21 protein-coding genes and 1 riboswitch are annotated in these 23306 nt (G+C 47.0%); of the genes, 6 read left to right on the forward strand and 15 right to left on the reverse strand.

Going from position 1 to position 23306, the window contains the following annotated elements; all coding sequences use genetic code 11:
* Positions 1-59: 59 nt before the first annotated feature.
* On the reverse strand, positions 60-656 hold the full coding sequence (locus AB8599_RS08005) for an alpha/beta hydrolase (RefSeq protein WP_407330378.1): 597 nt from the start codon (positions 654-656) through the stop codon (positions 60-62).
* Positions 657-807: 151 nt separating this feature from the next.
* Here AB8599_RS08005 and AB8599_RS08010 point away from each other — a divergent pair, with 151 nt between their 5' ends.
* Positions 808-1149, forward strand: a complete 342-nt coding sequence (locus tag AB8599_RS08010; RefSeq protein WP_407330379.1) for a hypothetical protein — start codon at positions 808-810, stop codon at positions 1147-1149.
* Between the two features lie 102 nt (positions 1150-1251).
* Here AB8599_RS08010 and AB8599_RS08015 read toward each other — a convergent pair whose 3' ends face one another.
* Together AB8599_RS08015 and AB8599_RS08020 are read right to left on the reverse strand one after the other, a co-directional pair.
* Positions 1252-2619 carry a YjiH family protein gene (locus AB8599_RS08015; RefSeq protein WP_407330380.1) on the reverse strand — a complete coding sequence of 456 codons (1368 nt, stop codon included), beginning with the start codon at positions 2617-2619 and terminating at the stop codon, positions 1252-1254.
* Positions 2620-2924: 305 nt separating this feature from the next.
* Positions 2925-3713, reverse strand: coding sequence for a hypothetical protein (locus AB8599_RS08020; RefSeq protein ID WP_407330381.1), 789 nt, complete (start codon positions 3711-3713; stop codon positions 2925-2927).
* Between the two features lie 292 nt (positions 3714-4005).
* On the opposite strand from AB8599_RS08020, the gene AB8599_RS08025 reads away from it, so the two are divergent.
* Positions 4006-4326, forward strand: coding sequence for an HI1450 family dsDNA-mimic protein (locus tag AB8599_RS08025; RefSeq protein ID WP_407330382.1), 321 nt, complete (start codon positions 4006-4008; stop codon positions 4324-4326).
* Positions 4327-4467: 141 nt separating this feature from the next.
* On the opposite strand, the gene napC is transcribed toward AB8599_RS08025, so the two are convergent.
* The 5 genes from napC to napF form a co-directional block, all read right to left on the reverse strand.
* Positions 4468-5079: a cytochrome c-type protein NapC gene (napC, locus tag AB8599_RS08030; RefSeq protein WP_407330383.1), complete on the reverse strand. Its 612-nt coding sequence runs from the start codon at positions 5077-5079 to the stop codon at positions 4468-4470.
* Between the two features lie 9 nt (positions 5080-5088).
* Positions 5089-5523 (reverse strand): nitrate reductase cytochrome c-type subunit, encoded by a 435-nt coding sequence (locus AB8599_RS08035; protein WP_407330384.1) that lies wholly within the window; start codon positions 5521-5523, stop codon positions 5089-5091.
* A 99-nt stretch (positions 5524-5622) separates the two neighbouring features.
* Positions 5623-8109, reverse strand: a complete 2487-nt coding sequence (gene napA / locus AB8599_RS08040) for a nitrate reductase catalytic subunit NapA (protein ID WP_407330385.1) — start codon at positions 8107-8109, stop codon at positions 5623-5625.
* Positions 8106-8381 (reverse strand): chaperone NapD, encoded by a 276-nt coding sequence (locus AB8599_RS08045; RefSeq protein WP_407330386.1) that lies wholly within the window; start codon positions 8379-8381, stop codon positions 8106-8108. Before AB8599_RS08045 ends, napA begins: the two co-directional genes overlap by 4 nt.
* Complete coding sequence (gene napF / locus AB8599_RS08050; protein ID WP_407330387.1) at positions 8378-8857, reverse strand: ferredoxin-type protein NapF; 480 nt, start codon at positions 8855-8857, stop codon at positions 8378-8380. The genes AB8599_RS08045 and napF overlap by 4 nt, the downstream gene beginning before the upstream one ends.
* A 176-nt stretch (positions 8858-9033) precedes the next feature.
* On the opposite strand from napF, the gene narQ reads away from it, so the two are divergent.
* Positions 9034-10737, forward strand: a complete 1704-nt coding sequence (gene narQ / locus AB8599_RS08055; RefSeq protein ID WP_407330388.1) for a nitrate/nitrite two-component system sensor histidine kinase NarQ — start codon at positions 9034-9036, stop codon at positions 10735-10737.
* 10 nt (positions 10738-10747) lie between these two features.
* Positions 10748-11377 carry a response regulator gene (locus AB8599_RS08060; RefSeq protein ID WP_407330389.1) on the forward strand — a complete coding sequence of 210 codons (630 nt, stop codon included), beginning with the start codon at positions 10748-10750 and terminating at the stop codon, positions 11375-11377.
* 207 nt (positions 11378-11584) lie between these two features.
* Here AB8599_RS08060 and AB8599_RS08065 read toward each other — a convergent pair whose 3' ends face one another.
* From AB8599_RS08065 to AB8599_RS08095, 7 genes are all read right to left on the reverse strand, one after another.
* Positions 11585-14257, reverse strand: a complete 2673-nt coding sequence (locus AB8599_RS08065; RefSeq protein ID WP_407330390.1) for a DUF4114 domain-containing protein — start codon at positions 14255-14257, stop codon at positions 11585-11587.
* A gap of 25 nt (positions 14258-14282) precedes the next feature.
* A riboswitch (cyclic di-GMP riboswitch) is annotated at positions 14283-14372 on the reverse strand.
* A gap of 368 nt (positions 14373-14740) precedes the next feature.
* Positions 14741-16159 carry a peptide MFS transporter gene (locus AB8599_RS08070; protein WP_407330391.1) on the reverse strand — a complete coding sequence of 473 codons (1419 nt, stop codon included), beginning with the start codon at positions 16157-16159 and terminating at the stop codon, positions 14741-14743.
* A 292-nt stretch (positions 16160-16451) separates the two neighbouring features.
* On the reverse strand, positions 16452-17654 hold the full coding sequence (emrD, locus tag AB8599_RS08075) for a multidrug efflux MFS transporter EmrD (RefSeq protein ID WP_407330392.1): 1203 nt from the start codon (positions 17652-17654) through the stop codon (positions 16452-16454).
* 373 nt (positions 17655-18027) lie between these two features.
* Positions 18028-18627, reverse strand: a complete 600-nt coding sequence (ribA, locus tag AB8599_RS08080; protein ID WP_407330393.1) for a GTP cyclohydrolase II — start codon at positions 18625-18627, stop codon at positions 18028-18030.
* Positions 18628-18773: 146 nt separating this feature from the next.
* The gene (locus AB8599_RS08085) at positions 18774-19331 is read right to left on the reverse strand and encodes a sugar O-acetyltransferase (RefSeq protein ID WP_407330394.1); all 558 of its coding nucleotides are present in this window, start codon (positions 19329-19331) and stop codon (positions 18774-18776) included.
* 51 nt (positions 19332-19382) lie between these two features.
* Complete coding sequence (locus tag AB8599_RS08090; RefSeq protein WP_407330395.1) at positions 19383-20600, reverse strand: patatin family protein; 1218 nt, start codon at positions 20598-20600, stop codon at positions 19383-19385.
* A gap of 86 nt (positions 20601-20686) precedes the next feature.
* On the reverse strand, positions 20687-20779 hold the full coding sequence (locus AB8599_RS08095) for a YnhF family membrane protein (RefSeq protein ID WP_407330396.1): 93 nt from the start codon (positions 20777-20779) through the stop codon (positions 20687-20689).
* Positions 20780-21710: 931 nt separating this feature from the next.
* On the opposite strand from AB8599_RS08095, the gene AB8599_RS08100 reads away from it, so the two are divergent.
* Positions 21711-23210, forward strand: a complete 1500-nt coding sequence (locus tag AB8599_RS08100) for a sodium-dependent transporter (RefSeq protein ID WP_407330397.1) — start codon at positions 21711-21713, stop codon at positions 23208-23210.
* Complete coding sequence (locus tag AB8599_RS08105; RefSeq protein WP_016958249.1) at positions 23207-23305, forward strand: MetS family NSS transporter small subunit; 99 nt, start codon at positions 23207-23209, stop codon at positions 23303-23305. The genes AB8599_RS08100 and AB8599_RS08105 overlap by 4 nt, the downstream gene beginning before the upstream one ends.
* Position 23306 lies beyond the last annotated feature (1 nt).

The following is a 23306-nucleotide window of genomic DNA, read 5'->3' on the forward strand; positions in this document are numbered from 1 at the left end:
TTGCTTACACAAAGCCAGAAACCCGCTTTGGTGAAGCCAAGCGGGTTAAGCTCATCCAGTCACCCCAAGATTTCAATCACCCTGTCACTCACCCTCTTAAACAGAATGAGCGTCGTGTGTGTGACGGGAAACACTTCATGACTTGTCATGCCTTCGATCTTGGTTTCCTCCAACAGGACAGTGCCGTCGGAAACTTTGTCATCAAGCAATAATGGCGCAATACCAATCGCCAAATTACCAGCAATGCTATAAAGCTCAGCCTGAGACGTCCAACACGGAGTCGTTTCTTTCGGCATCAAGTATTGAGTCGCACGTCGAAACATGGCGTCACCCACACCTATATTTTGAAAAAACTCGGCAACCTTTGACCCTTTATGTGGCGTACCCAAAGTAATCACTTTTTTGACATGCAGACTCATAGAAGAGCCAAATTCAAGGTAAGTTCTCGCCATCACACCCCCCATGGAGTGCGCGACGATGGCGGCATCTTCACCATCAATAAAGGCATCCATTGCCGCGAACATTTTTTCCAGATCGGGTTTAACTGTCTTGTAGCTTAAATTGAGTACCTGATGCCCGGCTTTGGTTAGCCGTTTCGCTAAAGGCTGCATGGTAACCCCATGCATATACAAACCATGTAACAGGATGATTTTCATTCAAATCCTTTTTTACTCATAGACCCACCAACATAAGTCACATAATAAACCATCTCTAAGTTGCGAAGATGAGACGCTGCCTTCAGTCATTCAATAAGTATTTTTAGAATGCGCTTATTTTTCCTCTAGCGCTTCCTATGGAGAACATTTAATGAAACGACATAATCTATTCGCGCTTTCCTCACTCACTATTGCGCTTTCATTTGGAGTCATGGCGGATGACACTGCAGGACAAAAAGCGGAAGTCGTTGAACAAGCGCGTGTGCAAGAAATTAAAGATCTCGCCGCGGGTGCTGAAGCGGAAGCCGTACTAATGCTGGATGAAGCGGAAAAGAAAATGGATAGCATGGAAAAATCAGCCAAGCAGCAAGCATCGGTTGATGAAAGTGAAGCAGTTAAAGTTTCGGAAGCGCAAACCGACGCAGCGAAGAAACAAATCGATGCAGATAAAAGCGCACTCGAAGCCCAAGTGAAAGAGAAGACAACCAACTAAATTATTGCCCAGATAACCATTGGTAAAAACGAAAAATCAAAAAAATTAAGCAAAAAAATAGCGACCACCAGGTCGCTATTTTTTATTCAGGCGTGAGCGTGTTTAGAACACCAGGTGCGCAACCCCTGCAATAACAGGCAGTGTTACCAAGGTACGCAGAATGAAGATCATCACCAATTCCCACACTTTGACTGGGATCTTGCTACCCAACAACAAGGCACCAACTTCTGACATGTAAATCAACTGAGTCACAGACAATGTTGCCACCACAAAACGTGTCATTTCATTGTCAATGTTCGCTGCAAGCACCGCTGGAATGAACATGTCTGCAATGCCTACTAGCATGGTTTCTGACGCTGCCACGGCTTCTGGAATTTGTAGAAGCTCAAGCAAAGGCACAAACGGCATGCCAAGAATGGTAAACACAGGTGTATATTCCGCGATGATCAGCGCTGAAGTACCAATGGCCATCACTACAGGCAGAACACCGAACACCATATCAGCCGCGTTTTCTAGGCCTTCCTTCAGCACATCAGTCAAAGAACGAATGTGTGAGGCGCGATTCACCGCAGACTTCACGCCATAAGAGAACAAGGTTTCACCTTCTGGCAGCGCTTCATGTTCAAGCACTTTTTCTTCGCCATTGATCAATGTGTTCTTTTTCCAACAGAGAGGTGGAAGACGTGGCACGACAACCGCGGCAACGAAACCAGCCAGACATACCGTGGCATAGAAAGGCACAAACATGTGCTCCAGACCTACCTGTGCGATAACCACCAAGCTAAAGCTGATAGACACCACAGAGAAGGTTGTGCCCACAACCGCCGCTTCACGCTCTGTGTAGTAACCCTGCTCATACTGTTTGCTCGACATCAAGATCGCGACGCTGCCGTCACCTAACCAAGAGCTTGCACAATCAACCGCTGAACGTCCCGGCAGACCAAACAATGGACGCATGATACGTGTCATGAATGTACCGATCAGTTCCAACAAACCGAAGTTAGTCAACAACGGCAGGAATAGCCCAGCAAACACAAAGACTGACAACAATGTTGGTAGCAGATCACCCAGTACAAACCCGCCTGTCGCACCGCCTGTGACGTGAACAGGACCTACGCCAAAGTACGCCATCAACACAAAGACCGCACCCAGCAAACGCACAACCAGCCAAACAGGAGAAGACAAAAAGAGGCCAGACAAGAATGTTGATTCAGTGACAAAACGTGGCTTTGTGGCCAACGCCAATACCGACCCGATTGCGCTAACAAGAATGATAGTGGTCACCACGATGGGTGCGCTTTGGCCCAGTAAACCAAGAAGTGATTTTGCCAATACCGCGATTGGAATGGTGAAACCACCATTGATCATTACCGGCGTCATAAACAAAAGTACGCCAAGCAGCGAAGGAATAAGGAACATCAACACATTCCGTGTCGACGATGATGTCTGTAAATCTTGAGTTTTCTGCATGGCAATACTTCCTGAGCGATGCGTTGAACGAAATATATATTCACAATATGTGACTAATTGAGCGCAAGATTAATTTAACTCCTCTCGCATGTAAACCATAAATAGTCACTTGTTTTGAATAATTTCAACAAAGCAAAGGGATTGACTGCCTGACCTGTCAATATTGTTTATTTTTGACCCAATAATTGTTAATTGCATGTGAATAACATCGTAAACATAGACGTTTTCACGGAAGGACATTTCAAACAGTTATGTAGGATCATGAGGGGCATGACGTGTGTGCCGCACACTCACGCAGTGAATAGTTATCCAATTTTTCGGTCAATACTGGCGTATTCTGACTGCACCCAGCCACCAAAGGCGTCCATTAAGGCGACGACAGCCCGTTTTTTCACAGGTTTTCGCTCAATCAGGTAGAAAAGACGCTCCATCTCGACTGATTTGTCCGGGTAATGCTTTAGGAATGATTCTGCGCAGTCTTTTAGATCTTGATCCCATCGCCCCTCTTTGTGAGCAACAAGACCAAATGCTGCCCTAATCAATCGCTTGGCGGCATCTTCAGCCGCATCTAACTGTGTGCCCCACTTAGTAGCGACCGCTATTTTCTGACGAAGCTCTCTCAATTTAACGCTAAGATCTCCATTCATAGCTTTGGATACTTCCCAGCTCACTTCAAAGTGACCAAAACTGTCCGCCAGATTGTCGCCACTCACACAAAGGGCACAGTGTTTAATGAAGAATCCCCAGTGAAAGATGTTGGCGAGCGTCGTCACGTCTTTCAGGGGGACAACGTCAAACTCGACGCGTTTAACTGCATCACTAGATTGCTCCAATCGCCAGCGAACCGTGTTGAGAGACGTGAACTCCTGCACGTTGAGTGACCGAAACGTTACCAGCGTCAGCTCTAGATCGGCTCTATCACCCGCACTGCGCTGCGCGACGTCACCTGAAATATAAAGGCTATGAATCGTATCACCCAAAACACCTCGGATTTGACGCACGGCGGCGGCAATGGGCTCGACATACTCCCTTTGCAGCGGTGCATTCCGATCTACTTCAGCCAATAATCCGCTGCGGGGTTTTGCCTTATACAAACCAGTACCTTTCCTTATTTATCTGAACGTTCACGACACACGTAAACGACAACTCGTAGCGGGTATTTTAAAGCGAGTTTGCGTGCCGCGCACCTTGAAACATAGCCAGTTTGAGTGCAAATTTCCTGCAAAAACGTCATGTTAGGTCACGAAATAGGCGATTTTGATCCTAGCTTCACAAGAAACTACATTTTGAACTCACTAAGGTATACCCAACAAGCTCAAGATGCTTGTTCAGCGAGAATTTGTTTAGGTATATAATGCTCTCTGTTTATATCAATCTGGAATCACTATGGAATCTTCCCTGCTTTCTATCGACGAAACGCTAGAAACTGCCTTTGAGATTTTCTACGAAATGGCTGAAGACAATTTGGATTATGACGACCTTCTCGCGTATCAAGCGCGTTTTGATGAAGATGGTGCCGCCATTGTTGTCGAAGCGAGTGATGATTGGGAAGAGCACGTCGGTTTCGACGTTGATCGCGATGTATTTGTCGAAGTACGTATCGGGTTAGCCAACACAGATGAACTGAACGATGTGCTGGTTCGCATGTTGGTCAGCCGTGACCAAGAGCAGAAATTCTGCCACCTGCTTTGGAAACGCGCGGCATAATAGAGGAACAACGACAGCTTCGCACTCGGTAAATTCCTGCGTTTTAAAAACACAAAGGCCAGCATGACTGCTGGCCTTTTTCGTTTTAACGCGTTGTCTTACCCTGATCAATTTGTATCAATTAATCAGTAGGATAGGCTATTAATCTGCTGATACCGAAAATTTGAACTCTTTGCCTGCATCATGGTTACGCGGTAACTTATGTGCAATCCCTTTGTGGCAATCAATACACGTTTGCCCTGCTTCTTCTGCTCGGTCATGAACCGACGCTGCCACTGATTTTTGGGCGCTAAAGTCCATAAATTCGAAGTTATGACAGTTTCGACATTCCTGAGAGTTATTGGCCTCCATGCGATTCCACTCTCGGGTTGCCATTTCCAAACGGTGATCTTCAAACTTTTGCGGTGTGGCGACAATCCCAAACGCTTTGGCGTACAGTTCTTTACTTGCCTGAATTTTGCGAACCATTTTTGGTCCCCATTCCTTCGGCACATGGCAATCAGGACACGTCGCCCTTACGCCACTTCGGTTACTGTAGTGAATAGTTCCCACGTATTCTTGGTACACATTGTCTTGCATTTCGTGGCAACCGATACAAAACTCTTCTCGGTTTGTCATTTCCATGCCAGTGTTAAAGCCACCCCAAAAAATGATGCCTGCAACAAAGCCCAATATCAGCACCGTACCAATAGCAAAGTGGCTTGGCGTTCGAAACCACGTCCACGCTTTTGTGATGAATCCTGGTAGTTTCATCCCCACCCCCTACTGACCAAATTTTCCAGCAGGAACAAATTCGTTCTCTACCAACACTTCGGTTTGCACCTGCGGTACATGACACTGAAGACAGAAGTAACGTCGTGCTGACACTTGCGTCAGCACTTTGTTATCGCGATCCATAAAGTGCGTTGGGCTAATTCGTGGCGCACCGGTTTTACGGTAAACGTCCACATCGTGGCATTGCAGACACGCATTGTTGGACTGGTTTATCTGATAACCTTCTACCGCGTGAGGCACCATAGGTGGTTGATTCACATAATTCAGGGCAAAGCGATCCTGATTTTTAGGAACGGTTTTAATGTTTGGCACTTCGTTATTCGCACCAATTTCTTGATCGCCCCTTAGGGAGGTGACCTGCGCGACCGCCATTGTGCTGATCAGCGCGGCGAGTAGCAGTGAAAACGTGATTTTCTTTTTCATGCTCGGAACCTTTCGGAATCAAATCATTTTATAATTGCGCGTTGCTTTGCTGGCTCCACAACGCGCACTGTTATTCAGTGTCTTGGACTCAATGCGAGATCAGACTTTGACGATCTTAACCGCGCATTTTTTGTAATCCGTTTCCTTGGAAAGCGGATCCGTTGCATCCAGCGTCAGTTTGTTCACCAACTGTCCTGCATCGAAAAATGGCATAAATACCAGCCCCTCTGGCACACGGTTACGTCCACGCGTTTCAACATGTGTGGCTACTTCACCACGACGTGAAATCACTTTCACCGCATCGCCTCGGCGCAAGCCGCGCTTCTTGGCATCTAACGGGTGCATGAAGACAACCGCATCAGGGAACGCCTTGTAAAGCTCTGGCACGCGTCGTGTCATGGTGCCCGTGTGCCAGTGCTCCAACACACGACCCGTGGACAGCCACAGGTCATAGTCAGCATCAGGCTCTTCAGCAGCAGGTTCATACGGCAAGGCAAATATCACCGCCTTTTTGTCCGGCTTACCATAAAACGAGAAACCTTCACCGGCTTTCACATACGGGTCATGTCCTTCTGCGTAGCGCCATAAGGTTTCTTTGCCATCAACCACAGGCCAGCGCAAACCGCGTTCCTTGTGGTAAACCTCAAACGGGGCAAGATCATGCGCTTTGCCACGGCCAAATCCGGCGTACTCTTCAAACAAGCCTTTCTGGATATAGAAACCTGCGTCGCGCGCATCATCATTCAGGCGGTCTGCTGGGATTTCATCCAAGCCAAACTGGTTAACCTGACCATTAGCGAACAAAATGTCGAACAAGGTTTTATCCTGAAAATCAGGTTGTTTGGCGATCAAATCAGCTGGCCATACGTCAGCGACCTTGATGCGCTTAGAAAGCTCAACCAATTGCCACAAATCCGATTTTGCTTCGCCTGGCGCTTTAACTTGTTGATACCAGAACTGGGTACGACGCTCGGCGTTACCGTAAGCCCCTTCTTTTTCCACCCACATGGCCGTTGGCAGGATCAAATCCGATGCCATGGCAGTCACGGTTGGGTAAGGATCAGATGTGATGATAAAGTTGCGCGGGTCGCGATAACCCGGCAAACGCTCTTCATTGATGTTTGGGCCGGCCTGCATGTTGTTGTTACACATCACCCAGTACACGTTGAGCTTGCCATCTTTCAGCATGCGATCTTGCAATACTGCGTGATAGCCGGGCTTCGGAGGAATGGTTCCCGCAGGAAGCTTCCATTTGGCTTCAGCAAATTCACGGTGTTTCGGATTGTTCACCACCATGTCCGCTGGCAGGCGGTGCGAAAACGTTCCCACTTCACGCGCCGTACCACATGCGGAAGGTTGGCCTGTCAACGAGAATGGACCACAGCCTGGTTTGGAAATTTTGCCTGTCAGTAGGTGAATGTTGTAGCAAAGGTTGTTCGCCCACACACCGCGAGTGTGCTGGTTAAAGCCCATTGTCCAGTAAGACACGACGTTCACTTTCGGATCAGCGTACAGTTCTGCTAACGCAATCAGTTGGTCTTCTGGCACACCTGACAGTTTGGACACAGATTCAACGTCGTAGTCTGCGACAAATTTGGCAAACGCATCGAAGTCGATCGGATCTGACGCGCCACTGCCGGCATTTTTTGCGTTCTGTTCAAGCGGATTGGTCGGGCGAAGACCATAACCAATATCTGTTGCACCTTGGCGGAAGTTAACGTGCTTCGCGATAAAGTCTTTATCGACTTTGTCGTTTTGAATGATGTAGTTGGCAATATAATTCAGAATAGCCAAGTCAGTTTGTGGCGTGAAAATCATGCCATTGTCAGCAAGCTCAAAACTGCGGTGTTCATAGGTGGAGAGTACGGCAACTTTGACATGATTCGCGGATAAACGACGATCAGCTAAGCGAGACCAAAGGATTGGGTGCATTTCCGCCATGTTCGACCCCCACAGCACAAACGCATCCGCTTGTTCTATGTCGTCATAACACCCCATTGGTTCATCCATACCGAATGTACGCATAAAGCCGACAACCGCCGATGCCATGCAGTGACGCGCATTCGGGTCGATGTTGTTAGTCAAGAAGCCCGCTTTCATCAGCTTCGCTGCCGCGTAGCCTTCCCATACTGTCCATTGACCTGAACCAAACATACCGACAGTTGTTGGGCCATTTGTCTGAATCGCTGTAGTGAATTTTTCCGCCATTAAATCCAGCGCTTCATCCCAGCTGACTGGGGTGAACTCACCTTCTTTGTCATAAACGCCGTTCTTTTTGCGTAATAGAGGTTGAGTGAGGCGATCTTTGCCGTACATAATTTTCGGCAAGAAGTACCCTTTTACGCAGCTTAGACCGCGGTTTACTGGCGCTTCAGGGTCGCCTTGCGAGGCCACGATGCGGCCGTTTTGTGTCCCCAGAAGGATGCCACAGCCCGTACCACAGAAGCGGCATGGCGCTTTGTCCCATTTCACTTGTTCATCATTTCCCGCTGCGTTAGCAACAGAAACGGGAAGCGTTATACCCGCAGCACTGGCGGCGGCTGCAGCCGCGTTCGCTTTCAGAAATTTTCTGCGTGTCAGTTTCATTGTCCGACTCCTTCAACTTTGCTTTCAGGCGATTCGTTCTCGACCTGATGAAAAACCAGCGTTGCCGCTAGGACTCCTGGCAACGCTTTAATCTGTTCAAATATATCCAGTAACTCGCCGCGATTTTCGCCTTCAATCACCACAACCAATTTACCGGTAGCATTGGTGGCAGGCACTTCTGTGCCCGGCAGCATTTCAATCTTTGCTTTTACTTGTTCGGTTTGATCGGCTGCTGCATGCACAACAAGGCTGGAGACGTGATATTCATTCATGGGTGTTGCTCCATGGAGATGGCATTAACCGGACACGGTGCGATACACGCACCACACCCGTTACAATCGCTGATTTGGATCTGGGGTTGCGCGACACTTCCCAATTGATGTTGAAAGCGAATCGCTCGGGTATCGCACGCGTCGTTGCAGCTTCGACACTCAATGTTCTGCTTAGCAAGACAACTCTCTTTGATTGCGATAACTTGTTGCCAAGGCTGCTCGATTTCAGGAAGAAAGAGTGATTCAGGGCAATGCTGCGCACACGCATAGCAAAAGGTGCATTCACCTTTGTTGAAATCTATGGATGGATACCCACCATCGCCGGGCACAATGATGTTTTCTTCACAAGCACGCTGACACTCGCCACAACGCGTGCACTGATCGGTGAATGCCATACTGTCCTTTATCCAAGGAAGGGGCTGATTTTGCGTGCTCTGAGTGCTTCGTAAAAAGAAGCGACGACGTTGATCTACCATCTTTGACCTTCACAAGCGCTGATTGGCTTTGCTTTTCTTACTTTCACGATAAGGAGAATAAGGAAGGGCTTATATACCTCTAAGGGGGTATATGCGGGGGTATATTGCGCTGGATCAATTTATACATAAGGCAGGCGTCACATTATGCAAATATCGCCATCAAATCCACGAAGACTATGACTGACGAAAAAACAAACATTACGGTTAAACAATCGGTTACCACCATTGTGGCTCGATCACTGATAGCCATTTTATTGCTGGCCGTGATTATCACTGGGTTTTCGATCATCTCTCTTGCCTCGAGCCTCAATGATGCCTCCGCCATTAACACGTCTGGCTCGTTGCGCATGCAAAGCTATCGCATTGCGTACGACATTGTTCGGGACTCTCCTCGCCTTCCTGAGCACATCGAATCTTTCGAGCACTCCTTACTCTCTCCTGAACTGCAACTGTTAGACAACGGTGCCGTTCCACGGGAAATCCGCGAACGTTACAACGCGTTGATTTCAGGTTGGATGCTTCTTCGTCCAGAACTTCAAGGACCAGATCGGGCGTTCTACCTCGAGCAAGTGGGGTTATTCGTTAACGACATTGATCAGTTTGTGTATGCACTTCAAGAACACTCAGAGAATAAGCTTCAAGTTTTGGCAGTGACGGGTAGTGTGGGCCTTGGCCTGATTTTGGCCATCGTATTGTTTCTGATCCAATACACACAGCGTCGAATCGTACAACCTCTAGCCATGTTGGTTACCGCGAGTCAGCGTATTCAGAACAAAGATTTTGATATTGAATTACCGCCAACACGTAATAATGAGCTCGGTGTGCTATCAAACAGTTTTGCCATCATGGCGAGCGAGCTAAAAGGGCTTTATGTCAATCTAGAGTCCAGCATTGAGTCAAAAACCCGCAAACTGACTAAAGCAAACCGTTCGCTAAACGTGCTCTATGACTGCTCTACCCAACTGTCTTCTAGCCTTTTAACAAGGACAACTTTCGAGAACATACTCGATATATCCCTACAAGCTGATGGCATTACCGCCTTAAAACTGGATGTACAAAATCCCAATCAATCAGAATGGAATATCACGGCGGGCACACCCAATGAGCGAGGCTGGTATTCATTGCCCTTGCAACTGGATGGTGAAGCTCTTGGCACTTTCAGCTGGCAAGGTCAACTCGATATTGTCGACGATGCACTTATCAACAATATTGCATCGATACTCGCCCGCGGTGTGCATTACAATCATGCGCAGAAACAAGCTATGCATTTGGCCGTGATGGAAGAACGCGCCACGCTAGCTAGGGAACTGCATGATTCCATTGCGCAGTCTTTGTCCTACCTTAAAATCCAAACCAGCTTGCTCAAACGCCATTTACAACGTGTAGAAGCGAGTGATTGTGTATCCATTGCGGATGATATTAGCGAGCAGCTTCGCATCGCGTATGACCAGTTACGAGAGCTGCTGAATGCGTTTCGACTGTCGTTATCCCACAGTGATTTTGGTTTGGCACTCGACGAAATGGTAGCAACTTTACAAGCACAGACGAATGCAGAAATAACGGTATCAACGACACTGGATACGCTTTCTATGGACGTGCAACATCAAATGCATATTCTGCAAATTATCCGAGAAGCCTGTGTTAATGCCATCAAGCATGCTGATGCCAACACTATTTCTATAGCCTGTCACCAACACGAAAACCATGCGGTGGTAGAAGTCGCGGATGATGGCAAAGGGTTTTGTCCTGCCGACGAAAAACCCAACCATTACGGACTTAACATCATGCAAGAGCGCTCAAACATGTTAGGTGGTGAAATCCAAATCCTTTCGGCCCCCTCACAAGGGTGTCGTGTTGTACTGACCTTTAACTTCGCCTAGGAGGCTGTTTATGTGTGCATGGCATGTGCTGCTTGTTGATGATCACCCGCTGATGCGCAAAGGCATTTCTCAGCTCTTAAAATTTGAGCCTGAATTTGCATCTGTGTCTGAGGCAAGCAATGGCACTGATGCCATCGCAGAAGTTTCTCGGTCTGAACCCGATCTGATCATTCTCGACCTGAACATGAAAGGGTTGTCTGGGCTGGATACACTAAAAGCGTTAAGGCATGACGGTTGCACCGCCTTTATTGTGATTTTGACCGTATCGGACAGCCCGAATGATATTCACGCCATTGTACAAGCTGGGGCTGATGGCTATTTGCTCAAGGACAGTGAGCCAGAAGAATTAATTGAAAAACTTAAAATGGCGATGTCCGGCAAGAAAGCATTTAGTGAACAGGTTAATGCGCATCTTGCCAATAGTGAGCAAATGGCATCACCACTCAACGATCTCACAGATCGAGAATTGCAAATTCTGCAACAGGTCGCGAAAGGGTTTCGTAACAAGCAAATTGCTGAGAATCTGTTCATCTCTGAAGCAACAGTAAAGGTTCATTTGAAAAACCTACTGAAGAAACTCGGGGTCGATTCTCGTGTCGCGGCGACTGTGTTGTATTTGGAAAACGAAAACATGGATTGAAGGCATGTGTTGAAGGCATGAATTAAAGGCATGCATGGTTAGACGATCTGCACGGTATCGCGCGCGTCTTACTACTTTGCCTTGTACACAACAGCCTCTAGATGCTTGGGTATGTCAGTGCTGGAAATAAAAAAGGGAGGAACACGAATGTTCCTCCCTTTTGTCGTTTTACAGGCCTGCACGAAAGCAAAAGCCTTTTACGAACAGTTAGAAAATATCAGTACCGTTCAACGTGACGTTTTCTGCATCCGTCCATACAGTGATGGTGCGATCAGCAAAGTCATGGGTGAATACATACGCATTCAACTCACCCACTTGTGCGTTGCTCAGCCCAAGAAGGCTAATCATTTCAGCGGAAATCGGCGCATTCACCGTTCCATTTGCGTCATAGCTCCAAGGCGTACCATTTAGGTTGAAGCTGTCTTCGCCAGCACCAAGGTGCGCGATAAAGCCATCCCAATCGTCTGGTGTACCCAAGTCTTCACCAAATGGAGCGTCAGACTGAGACCAGATTTCATTTGGGTTGATAGTCACAACTTGATCACCTTCGTCACCAATCACGGCTTCAATTTGTGCCATTACGTTACCCGTGATCGACGAATCAGACTGGTAAGAAACACCGGTGAAATCGACGTTTGCATCGCCATTAACCAGCATTTGGTCAAAACCATTGTCCGCATTGTACATGGATTTGTTAACGACTCTGCCAGCAGAATTCGTGACACTCAGGCCAACAAAGTCATCTTCACCGAAGATAAAGACATCGTCACCCGCGCTACCGCGGTATTCATCAACACCTGTACCACCATCGATTTTCACATCGCTGCCAGGGCCGCCATCCAAATAGTCATCACCAGCACCACCATAAAGCTCATCTTTACCTGGACCACCAAAGATTTGGTCGTTACCTTCGCCACCTTCGATGATATCGTCACCATTTTGGCCGTAAAGGATATCGTCACCCACACCGCCCATGATGTGGTCATTGTCATCACCACCGTAAATGGTGTCGTTACCTTCTTCACCATAAATCGTATCGGCATCACTTTCTTCAACGACCTGGGTTGCGCTCACTTTCATCACAACGTCATTAAAGTCTTTGTCGCCAAGGCACCACAGATCTTCCCAGCATGAATTTTCACCAGAATTGATTTCATGATCTTGGCGGTCACCATTTTTACCGGTTTCAGACACATAACCACCAGCAGTCAGGCTACCTTGACCAAACACAGGGCTACCACTGGCAAAGCTCAGCGTAATTTCACCCTCGTTGAAGCCTTTTGTGTCGCCATCTGGAATGATGAATAGGCCGATTTTCGCCGCGCCGTCAACATCGATAACTGCTTGCGCCGCACTATCTAGCTTGGCATTGTCAGCCATCACGAATGCTTTTAACACATTGCCGTTTTCGTCCAGCACATAGTAACCAACACTGTTACTGTATGACGCGCTTGAGGTGATATTAGACAGATCTAACGTAACAGCGTCGCCGTTGCTCACATCCCAGTAACCATCGGCACCACGATCGAGATCAAGTGTTTGGCGACCAATCTGACCGCCATAGATGAGATCATCACCTGTGCCGCCATGAATTTCGTCATCGCCCCATTGACCGTAGATGGTGTCATTACCCGCACCACCGTCAATGTAATCTTCATCATTAGAAATCTGAGTGGTGTCTTCCGAGACAGTGGCGTAATCAATATCATTGATATTGCAGTACGAATTTGGCACCAAAGACAATTGGGTTGAGGCTGTAATTTCTGGCCCTTCCAATTGAAGCAACAAGTTGCCGTTTTCATTCAGATTGTTGTAGTGATGGCCATTACCATCAAGATCAACGTCGATAATCGCAAACTTGTAGACATTGCCTTCGCTATCACAATACTTCAGCGTGTAATCAAGGTTAACGGAATACGTATTGCCATCGATCGTCACTGTTTGCGTCTTGTCGTCGGAATATTCGTTACAGTAGTTGTCGCCGTTTAGCTTTCCATCATCGTCTTGGAAAGTCACTTTGGTTGAACCACCATCAAACGCGAGCTTAGTTGGGAAACAGGAGGTATGGAACTCACCACCAGAAGGCATAGTGAAATCATTCCCCATCTGGAATACGTTTACACATGGGTCAGCATTAAAGTTAGGAGAAGCTGTATTGCCGTAGATAGTATCGTCGCCGTCACCGCCAAACAGTTGATCCTGGCCGTTGTCGCCTTCGATGTAATCGTTACCGCCCTGTCCGTAGACAGTGTCATTTCCATCACCCGCAGTAATGACATCATCGCCACCCACACTTGGGTCTACTGCAGGGTCGGTGATTGATGCGTAATCTAAGCTACTGATGTTGTGATAAGAATTTGGAACCAGAGAAAGCTGAGTGCTACCTGTAATTTCAGGACCATCAAGTTGGATCAGGATTTTGCCGTTCTCACCCACATTGTTGTAGTGATTACCAGACCCGTCTGCATCAATATCAACCACGGCGAAGGTATAAATGTTGCCAGCGGCATCGCAATATTTCAGGCCGTAATCGACATTGACACCAAACTCTTGACCACCAATTTCAACAGTCTGAGATTTGTCGTCAGAATACTCGTTGCACGCGTCATCACCATTGAGTTTTGCATCATCATCGTTAAACGTTACTTGGGTGGCTGAACCAGCGAAATTGAGAGTTGGAGGGAAGTTCCAAGTGTGGAATTCGCCGCTTGTTGCACTAAAGTCATCACCCAAAATGAAAACCGAGCCCGTTGAGCCGTTGCCCGATGAAGAGCCGACATCGCCGTAAATCACATCATCCCCTGCACGACCTTCAATATAGTCATCACCGAGGGTGCCATTGAGTTGATCAACGCCGCCTGTACCTATGATATTCGCCATTATTTATTCCTCTTATTTGCTAGCAAGAGGCAGCACGGCCATCTCTTTCAACGTTAAATCAAAGAGATCCGAAACTTTCCGTCCCCGTCTCACAACAGGTTTGGCTTTTTTCTCCGAATAGGTGTCCTATTGATAGTTTCACGTATGTGAGTATTTAGGTGGGCGCCTACAACATCTCTACCACGACATTCTTAATGCACTTTCTGGATTACGCCTCAGTTACTTCCATGACAGATTGGTAGATCGACTAGTTCGGAGCAAGGCTGGAGGCCGCATTTAATGGGAATATCAGGCCAAGTATTGGCCTTAAATTAACCACCAAGCAGAAAAAGCTGAGACAGCATGAGAAAAGGACGAGCGGAATTTCAGTCTGATGACTGATTTGAGGATGAATGATCCAATATTTGTGACATTTCCCAGTATATGTATGGGAAGGAGGACAGATAGACCATCTAGCAATGACCTATCTGTTCAGCTTAAAGACTACGCGATCATGGCCGGTTTTTCTGTTAACGTTTTGTTTGTTTCTGTCATGGTTTCGTCAATTAGTGCTGACGTACCTTCCGCACCATGCATCCAATTAACAAGCTTGTTCGAGCACAGAATCAGTAACATGCCCGCCACGGCTGACGTGATCGCAATACCACTGAAAATGGCCAACGGACCTGCGTCGCCAACATGGCTTCCAACAAAACCTGCCACGTAGTTTGCCACGGCATTTGCACAGAACCATGTACCCATCATCACCGACATCAACCGCAATGGAGCTAACTTGGTGATCAAAGACAGTCCTATCGGCGACAAACACAGTTCACCAAGTGTATGGAAAAAGTAGGCTCCGACTAACCACCACATTGACGCTTTAATGGACATGTCAGTGCCCTGCTGAAGCGCTGCGCCTATCATGCAAACGAAGCCAAGCGACAAGAAACCCATTGCCATGGCAAATTTAATCGGAGAGCTCGGCTCATTCGCACCGAGTCTGCCCCAAAACATCGCCAATAATGGCGCAAAAACGATGATGAACATTGGATTAAGAGATTGGAACCAAGCGGCTGGCACTTCAAAATTCCCTAGTATTCGATTGGTGTAATCTTGAGAGTAGATGTTCATCAAACCACCGGCTTGCTCAAATCCCGCCCAGAAAATGATCACGAACAGGCTCATCACCACAATGACTTTTAGGCGATCACGTTCTATTTTGGTGAGCGGTTGTTTTTCAATTGAGCCCATCTTACGACGTTGTTCGACTGCCGCAGGCTCAATACCAATCTTACCCAATACGCGGTTAGCAAATAGTAATTGCACCACTAAAGACAGCAACATTCCGACACCAGCACAGAGGAAACCAGCTTTCCATCCATAATGAGTCGATGCCGTACCAGCAATAAGCCCTGCAAGCAGAGAACCCAAGTTGATGCCCATGTAGAAGATGGTGAACGCGCCGTCTCGACGGTTATCCCCCTCTTTATACAGTTGACCAACCATGGTTGAAATATTGGGTTTGAATAAGCCATTCCCCACAATCAAGAAACCCAAACCTACGTAGAAAGCTTGAAGTTCGAACGGGTCTATAACGCTATTTGGCAAGGCAAGTGTGAACTGCCCGATGGCCATCAATGCACCACCAATGATGATTGAACGACGCTGACCGAGAAAGTTATCCGCGAGCCATCCGCCCAATACAGGGGTGAGATAAACTAATCCGGTGTAAATACCGTAGAGATTGAGCGCGTCTTGTGTCGTCCATCCGAGACCGCCGTTGATGGTTTTATCAGTGAGGTAAAGCACCAGAATGGCGCGCATGGCGTAGAAAGAAAAACGTTCCCATAATTCTGTGCCGCACAGAAGGAACAAGCCGCGAGGATGACCAAGCCAATCTGACTGTCTGTTTGAATTCATTGAGTATTTACCGCCTATCTGTTTAACTCAGCGGGATTGAATATGGACCTCCTTTTCCTCTCAGACTCCGCTACAGGGCGTACAGACTGCCCGAATTTGATTTATCTCGCAATTATTTCATGCAAAAAAATCATTTACGTTTGTGTGGTTACTTTTACACAACATTTACGAAGGTCAAAAAAAGCAGGAATCCCATAGGGTGTTCCTGCTTTTTTTCTTGTTACAGACGGTGAAGTCGCTCTGCGAGAAACGCACTGCGTTACTCACGAATGCAGACACATGAACCTGCTGTCTAGGCGGCGAGCGGAAGATCGGGCACCATTTTCTGACGTCGACATAACAACAAGCCTAAGCCTGAGAGCACCGCCATTGTCAGCAAGATCGCACCCAACGAAAACTGGTCGTTGACGTTCATTTTAGCGGCAAGCAAGGTAAAGAAACCCGCGGCCATATTTTGCACGCCCCCTAATACAGCACCAGCGGTGCCCGCATGCCGCGGAAACGGCGACACAGCACCCGTGGTTGCCGCAGGGAACAAGATACCCGCCCCCATAAAGTAAACAAATGCTCCACCAATCAAGGTCTCAATCGTAATAAGACCTTTCAGGCCAGGCAGAAATACGACTAACGCACCAAGCATGAGTAAAACCGAGCCCACCACGAGAGACTTTGTTGCTGACCAACGGCTTTCAATGACACTAGAAAGCCAAGATCCCAGCATAAACCCCGGTAACGGAAGCACGAACAACAGACTCACTGTGGTGGCACTTAGCCCAAGTGTACTGCCAAGTAATACCCCAGCTGCCGCTTCAAAAACGGCAATGCCAGAAAACACCGCAATCAAACAAATCAGATAGCCCTGAAACTGACGGTTACTCATAACATGATGGTAGCTTTTCATCACCGAATCACGGCGACGAACCTCTGGTGGCAACGTTTCTTGGAAGTAGACCGACATGATGAGATACACCACTGCGGCCAGTACAAACAAGAATACATAACTCGCTTGCCACTGGAAGTGAACACTCAAGAAGCCACCCAGCACAGGGGCAATCAGTGGGGAGAAAATCAACCCGACACTGACCAAGCTATTTGCTCGATGTAAACGACTGCCTTCGAAGCAATCTCGGGTTAAGGTGCGCGCCATGGCTCCACCGCTGCCAATACCAGCCCCTTGAATCACACTACCCAGAAGGAAAAGTTCGAATGACGGCGCTGCAAGCGTCACTGCAGTACCAACGAGATAGATGCCAAGACCCGTCAATATAATCGGTTTACGACCAAAGCGATCAGACAATGGACCATAGATGAACTGAGACAGGCCATAAGGGATCAAATAGCACGCCATGACTGCTTGAAGCATTGCAGGCGACACTTGAAAGTCTTCCGCCATTAAAGCCATAGACGGAATGTACATGGTTTGTGTCATCTGACCGACCGCAGCCAGAATGATGATCATCAGTAAAACTTTTGAAATAGGCGTTGTCGCAGACATCACCAACACTCCCCAAAGCAAGCAAAATAAACAAGTTTCTTTTATGCGAAGCGGCGATTTAAGAAGAGACTATTTCACCCGAGTTAACCCAGATTTAAGAGAATACGGTTGCCGACGCTAATTTTGGCAGATAGTAGTGGCGGGAGCGGAATGAAACAACATAAAAAGCGAGTTTCACACACGATAAGAAATCATAGAAAGGATTAGTTTTACTAATGCTTTTATTTTGTCAGCGATGGGCAATATAGCGTTGGGCAGAATCTGACCAAACTCTGTGCAAAAAAAAGCAGCGCCATGCGCTGCTTATTCAAACAAATCCATATACCCGATATATCAATTCACTATTCGGTCATTGTCATTTTCATTAAGCTGCTTAATCAATGGACAGCTTGTGGTGACCGTGTGAAACCTTCGCTTTCAGGTATTTTTTATTGCCATCTTTCAAGTGAGCTTGCGTACCCACAACCGCTTCAAGAGTGATACCGTATTCTTGTATCTCTTTAATCTTTTTCGGGTTGTTGGTAATTAGGCGGACTGTTGTCGAGTCCAACGCCTTTAGCATATCCGCAGCGTCTTCAAAGCTTCTTAAATCATCCGGGAAACCAAGATGATTATTGGCTTGATATGTGTCCATGCCTTGGCTTTGCAGCTCATAGGCATCTAATTTATTGTAAAGCCCGATGCCACGACCTTCTTGGCGGAGATACAGCAAGATACCGCCCTGCTCACCCATTTTCTGGATGGTTTCTTCAAGTTGTTCGCCACAATCGCAGCGTGAAGAATGGAAGACATCGCCAGTAAGACACTCTGAGTGCATTCTGACCAGAGGCGCACTTTGCTGCCGATCAGCGCTATTGAAGATAATCGCGACGTGCTCTTGATCCGAGTTCAGTCCCTCAAATGACAGGATTTCAGCAGGGATATTGCTCCCAACACCAACATTCAAAAAGACTCTTGCTCTAATTTTTGCCATCGACTGTAATTCTCTGTTTTTGTTCGGTGTTAGCCGAATATGTACTGCCCTATACTGCATCACCATCATCCTAGAATTGTTATAATGTAACACTTCAAATGGTGAGGCGGGCAATCGTACCAGAACTCCTACTCACTGCCAACATCTCAGCGCAAGCGCCGAATTACGGCAGCTGGGTTACCAGCAACCACAGCAAAAGGTTCTATATCACCATCAACCACGGAACCTGCTTCAACCACAACACCCTCACCGATCGAAACACCCGCTTTGATGACACTGTTACCACCAATAACGACGTTATTACCAATGATTATAGGCAATGATATTTCATGCTCTCCGTTTTGCACATCAAGCGGCAGTAAGCTTTGGGTGATTGAGTAAATACCAACGCTTGGGCCAATCAGTACATTGTTTCCTATTTCAATATGACCGCTATCAATCAGTGTGCTGTTTGGGCCAATGGCAACATTGTTTCCGATATGAATGTTCATTCCATACGTGCAGGTAAATGGCGCTTCAACGACGAGGCCCTTACCTCGTTTCGCAAATAACTTGGTCACGACCATGTCTTGTGCATCGGTGTCGGCAGGATCAATGCTATTGAGTTGTTGGCAAAGCCTGCGAGAGGCATAACGAAACTGAGTGAGCTCAAGATCAGCTGGGCTATAGGGTTTACCCTGCTGCATTTTTTCAAATTCGGTCAACGTATCTTCCTTGATATCCGCATTACGGCTGATTTTGTTCCCTTTGTAACCTTAGCTTGTGACCGTGGAAACATCATTAAGGACTGACGCATACTCATCAATAAAACGGCGCCCTGCCACCAACCCATCTTGATAATCATGCTCTAGCTGAAATGGCTTGCTCAACAATGCACTGCTTGAAAGTGGTGCGCTCGGGTGGATCTGAATCAGTTCCGCGCGATGAGGCGGATTGGACATAAACTGAATGGCATCTTGATAGCTATGGAAATGCTTCGTCATCATTTCCAGCATATCGCTATTCACCTTTTGTCCGGACATGGCATGTAAACGATAGATCGCATCACCGCCGTAGAGCCATCTACCGCCGTTTTTGTACGCAGTTTTTGGCATCATTTCTTTGAGCTTCGCCCAGATAGGTTCATGTGAATTATCTTTATATCTTTGCTTCAATTCTTCCAAGCGTAAAGAAAGTTGCTGATGAAACTCCGATAAGCGCTCAAACCGGTCATCCATGCTAAGACGCGTGAGATACTCCGGCAGCCTTGTTTCTACCCGGCTACGAATATTTTCAATGAAAGTAGAGCTGATGTGCGTTTTGTCATGAGCAACGGGTTCTGTTCTTATCACGATAATGACATCTGCACCGCGGTTGAACGCTTCTCTCGCGGGAATGGCCCCACTAACACCGCCATCAACATAATATTGATCACTAATTTGCACACTAGACGGGTACAACATAGGAATGGCACAGGTGGCTTTCAATACGTCGATCCAATCATCTTCAAAAAGACGAAAGTAATCGGGTTCTAGCGTTTTCGTATTGGTGACGCAAGCATAGGCATGTCGGTTTGCTAACACAGCCTTCGCTCTCTCGAACGCTAAGCCACTGGGGTGTGTTGGCCCCATGATCTCAAGCGCCCAGTCTAGGTCCATAAACTGTTGTCTTCGGACATATTTGAGTAAGTTGAAAAAGCGATCTTGAGTGGTGTACTCGGTAATAAAGCGATGGCCAAAGCCACGCTGTCGAGTGAGATAAGAAGAGATGTTCAAAGCACCGGCAGAGGTACCGATATAGATTTCGAAGGGATCAAAGCCTGCATCTAGAAAGCTATCAAGGACACCTGCCGTGTAGATACCACGCTGACCACCACCCTGAGCAACAAGAGCAATACGTTTCTTGCGGCCAACTGTGGCCGTAGAGGGGGGACGAATTACATCCATCGAAGACGGAAAAGACGTCTGCAAATCAGTGTCTTTGGGGCTCTGCACAATAACCTCTACAAACAGGCTTAATCAGGTATACGTATTGTACCTACGGCCAATCACACAGAGCCAACTATTTATGGAACTAACCGCTATGAAAACACGATTGCTACAGTAGCAAAAGTGATAATACCGCTAAGTGCCACAAATGCAGTGACGAGTGCAATTTTCAGGTTTGTATCCATTTTACGGCTCCTTGCGAAATTAATCTGGCAACACATGCTTTACACATATTTAATGTAAGGAGTTTAACAGCGCAAGCCAGAATATTCACAACTCCATCTCTGATCGTCTTTCGTATAAGGCTTTCGTTTCATTTTGTGACACAAAGCAAAGCCCTTCACAGACGGGAATAATCAGCATTATCCGCTAACAACCGCCCCATTAAATGACACATTTTGAAATACTCACCCACCTGCATATTTACTTCATTCATGTGACTAAAATGGACTGTATCCTGTGTTAATCTTTGATAAAAACTCAATATAAATACCACCATTCAGATAACATTTCTTTAACTATTCACAATGGTTAATCTTGGAAAATGTATAGATTTTTATCGCTATTATTTAGATAGTTATAGAGTGAACAATATGGGCAAAAATCATTCAGCCACATCAATATCTCTTAAAAATCCCTAGTCTAACCTTGTCATTTGGCCAAAAACTTGCAATTTCGATCCAAACCTCAATTTTTGGTTAAATTTAAACCAATCAAATCACTTTACCAAATAACAACTTTCCACTAACACCAATCAACACAACAGTGTAATGAACTGCCAATGTCATGTTTATATCGTCAATCAACCTAACACACTCCACCTCATTGGAATGATCGGGAGCATATCAGCACAAACATAAAAGATATGCGCTATTGATTTACCTATTACCAATGCTTAGTCTGCCAATAACCTCACTAATAGATGATTATCTTGTCTTTGGTGGAGGGAACAGTTTACAAACACAAGATCGTTGAGACACACCTGCTTGTGGTGCCTTGGGATAATAAACAAGACAAACCATGCCACACCGGCAAGCAACACACCTCCGCATGCTGTCATTCAAAAAGCGATGCATGGGAGATAGGGAAAGGTGTTTTCAACAACAAGGAGATGTTATGAAAAGAGAACAATGGGGTTCACGCGCAGGCTTTATTCTTGCGGCAGTGGGCTCTGCAATCGGACTGGGAAACATTTGGCGTTTCCCGTATATGGCTTATGAAAACGGCGGCGGCGCATTCTTTGTTCCTTACCTTTTTGCGATGCTGACTGCTGGTATTCCCTTTATGATCATGGAGTTTGGTCTTGGCCATAAACTTCGCGGTTCTGCTCCTGTCGTATTTTCAAAGCTAAACACTAAGTTTGAATGGCTAGGCTGGTTTCAAGTCGGTATTGCCGCCACTATCGCGGTGTATTACGTGGCAGTTATCGGTTGGGCCATGTCTTACGTTGGCTTTGCATTCGACCAAAGCTGGGGCACGGATACCAATGCCTTCTTCTTTAGTGAGTACCTAAAACTGGGTGACAATTCGCCGAGTAGCCTAGGTGACTGGCAATTGCACATTGCCTTGCCAATGGCGCTGGCTTGGGCGATCACCTTTGCGGCTGTATTCACAGGCGTGAAAGGCGGTATCGAACGTGCTAGCAAGATCATGATGCCTTTGCTGTTCGTGATGGTTCTGTTACTGGTTCTGCGCGTTGCGTTCCTGCCAGGTGCGGTAGACGGCTTAAACTACTTGTTTACCCCAGACTTCAGCAAATTGACTGACACCAAAGTTTGGTCAGCGGCATACGGCCAGATCTTCTTCACACTGTCTGTTGGTTTCGCCATCATGTTGGCGTACTCAAGCTACCTGCCGAAGAAGTCTGACGTAACAAACAATGCGTTCATGACTGTTCTGATCAACTGTGGTTTCTCCATCCTTGCGGGTGTACTGATCTTCTCTATTCTTGGCTACATGGCGCTTGAACAAGGGAAAGCCGTGACCGAAGTCGTCAGCGGTGGTGTGGGTTTGGCGTTCGTGACATTGCCACAAGCGATTAACCTGTTACCGGCTCCTTACATTCTTGGCCCTGTGTTCTTCCTGGCGCTGGTTGTAGCGGGTCTTAGCTCGCACATCTCTATCATTGAAGCGGTGACCTCTGCCATCATTGATAAACTCAACGTTAGCCGTAAAGTCGCAGCCTCTGCGGTATGTGGTATCGGTGCGGTTATTTCCATGGCGTTTGCAACCAACGGCGGTCTGTTGCTGCTGGATCTGGTCGATTACTTCATGAATAACGTGGCGTTGTTGGCAAGTTGCTTGATTGAGCTGGTGATTATCGGCTGGTTGGTGAAAGTCTCCGACATCCGCGCTTACGTTAATAAGGTATCTGAGTTCTCTGTGGGCGCATGGCTAGAAGTGTGTGTTCGCTTTGTTAGCCCACTGATGCTGGCTTGGATCGTTGGTACAAACCTTGTGAACACGTTCAACGAAGGTTACGGCGGTTACGCACAAAGCGACCTACTGACGTTGGGTTGGGGATTAACGGCGGCACTGGTTGCTGTTGGTGTCATCATCAATATCGTTTCTTCGCCTGCTAAAAATTCAGCAGAAGCACAGGAGGCTAACGCATGACAACAGGTGCAATCATTATGATGCTGATAGGTTTTGGCATCACTTGGGGTGGCGCTGCATGGTGCATTCGTATCGCCATGAAAGCGGACAAGTAAC

It is taken from the genome of Enterovibrio litoreus, from assembly GCF_045679545.1.
GTDB lineage: Bacteria > Pseudomonadota > Gammaproteobacteria > Enterobacterales > Vibrionaceae > Enterovibrio.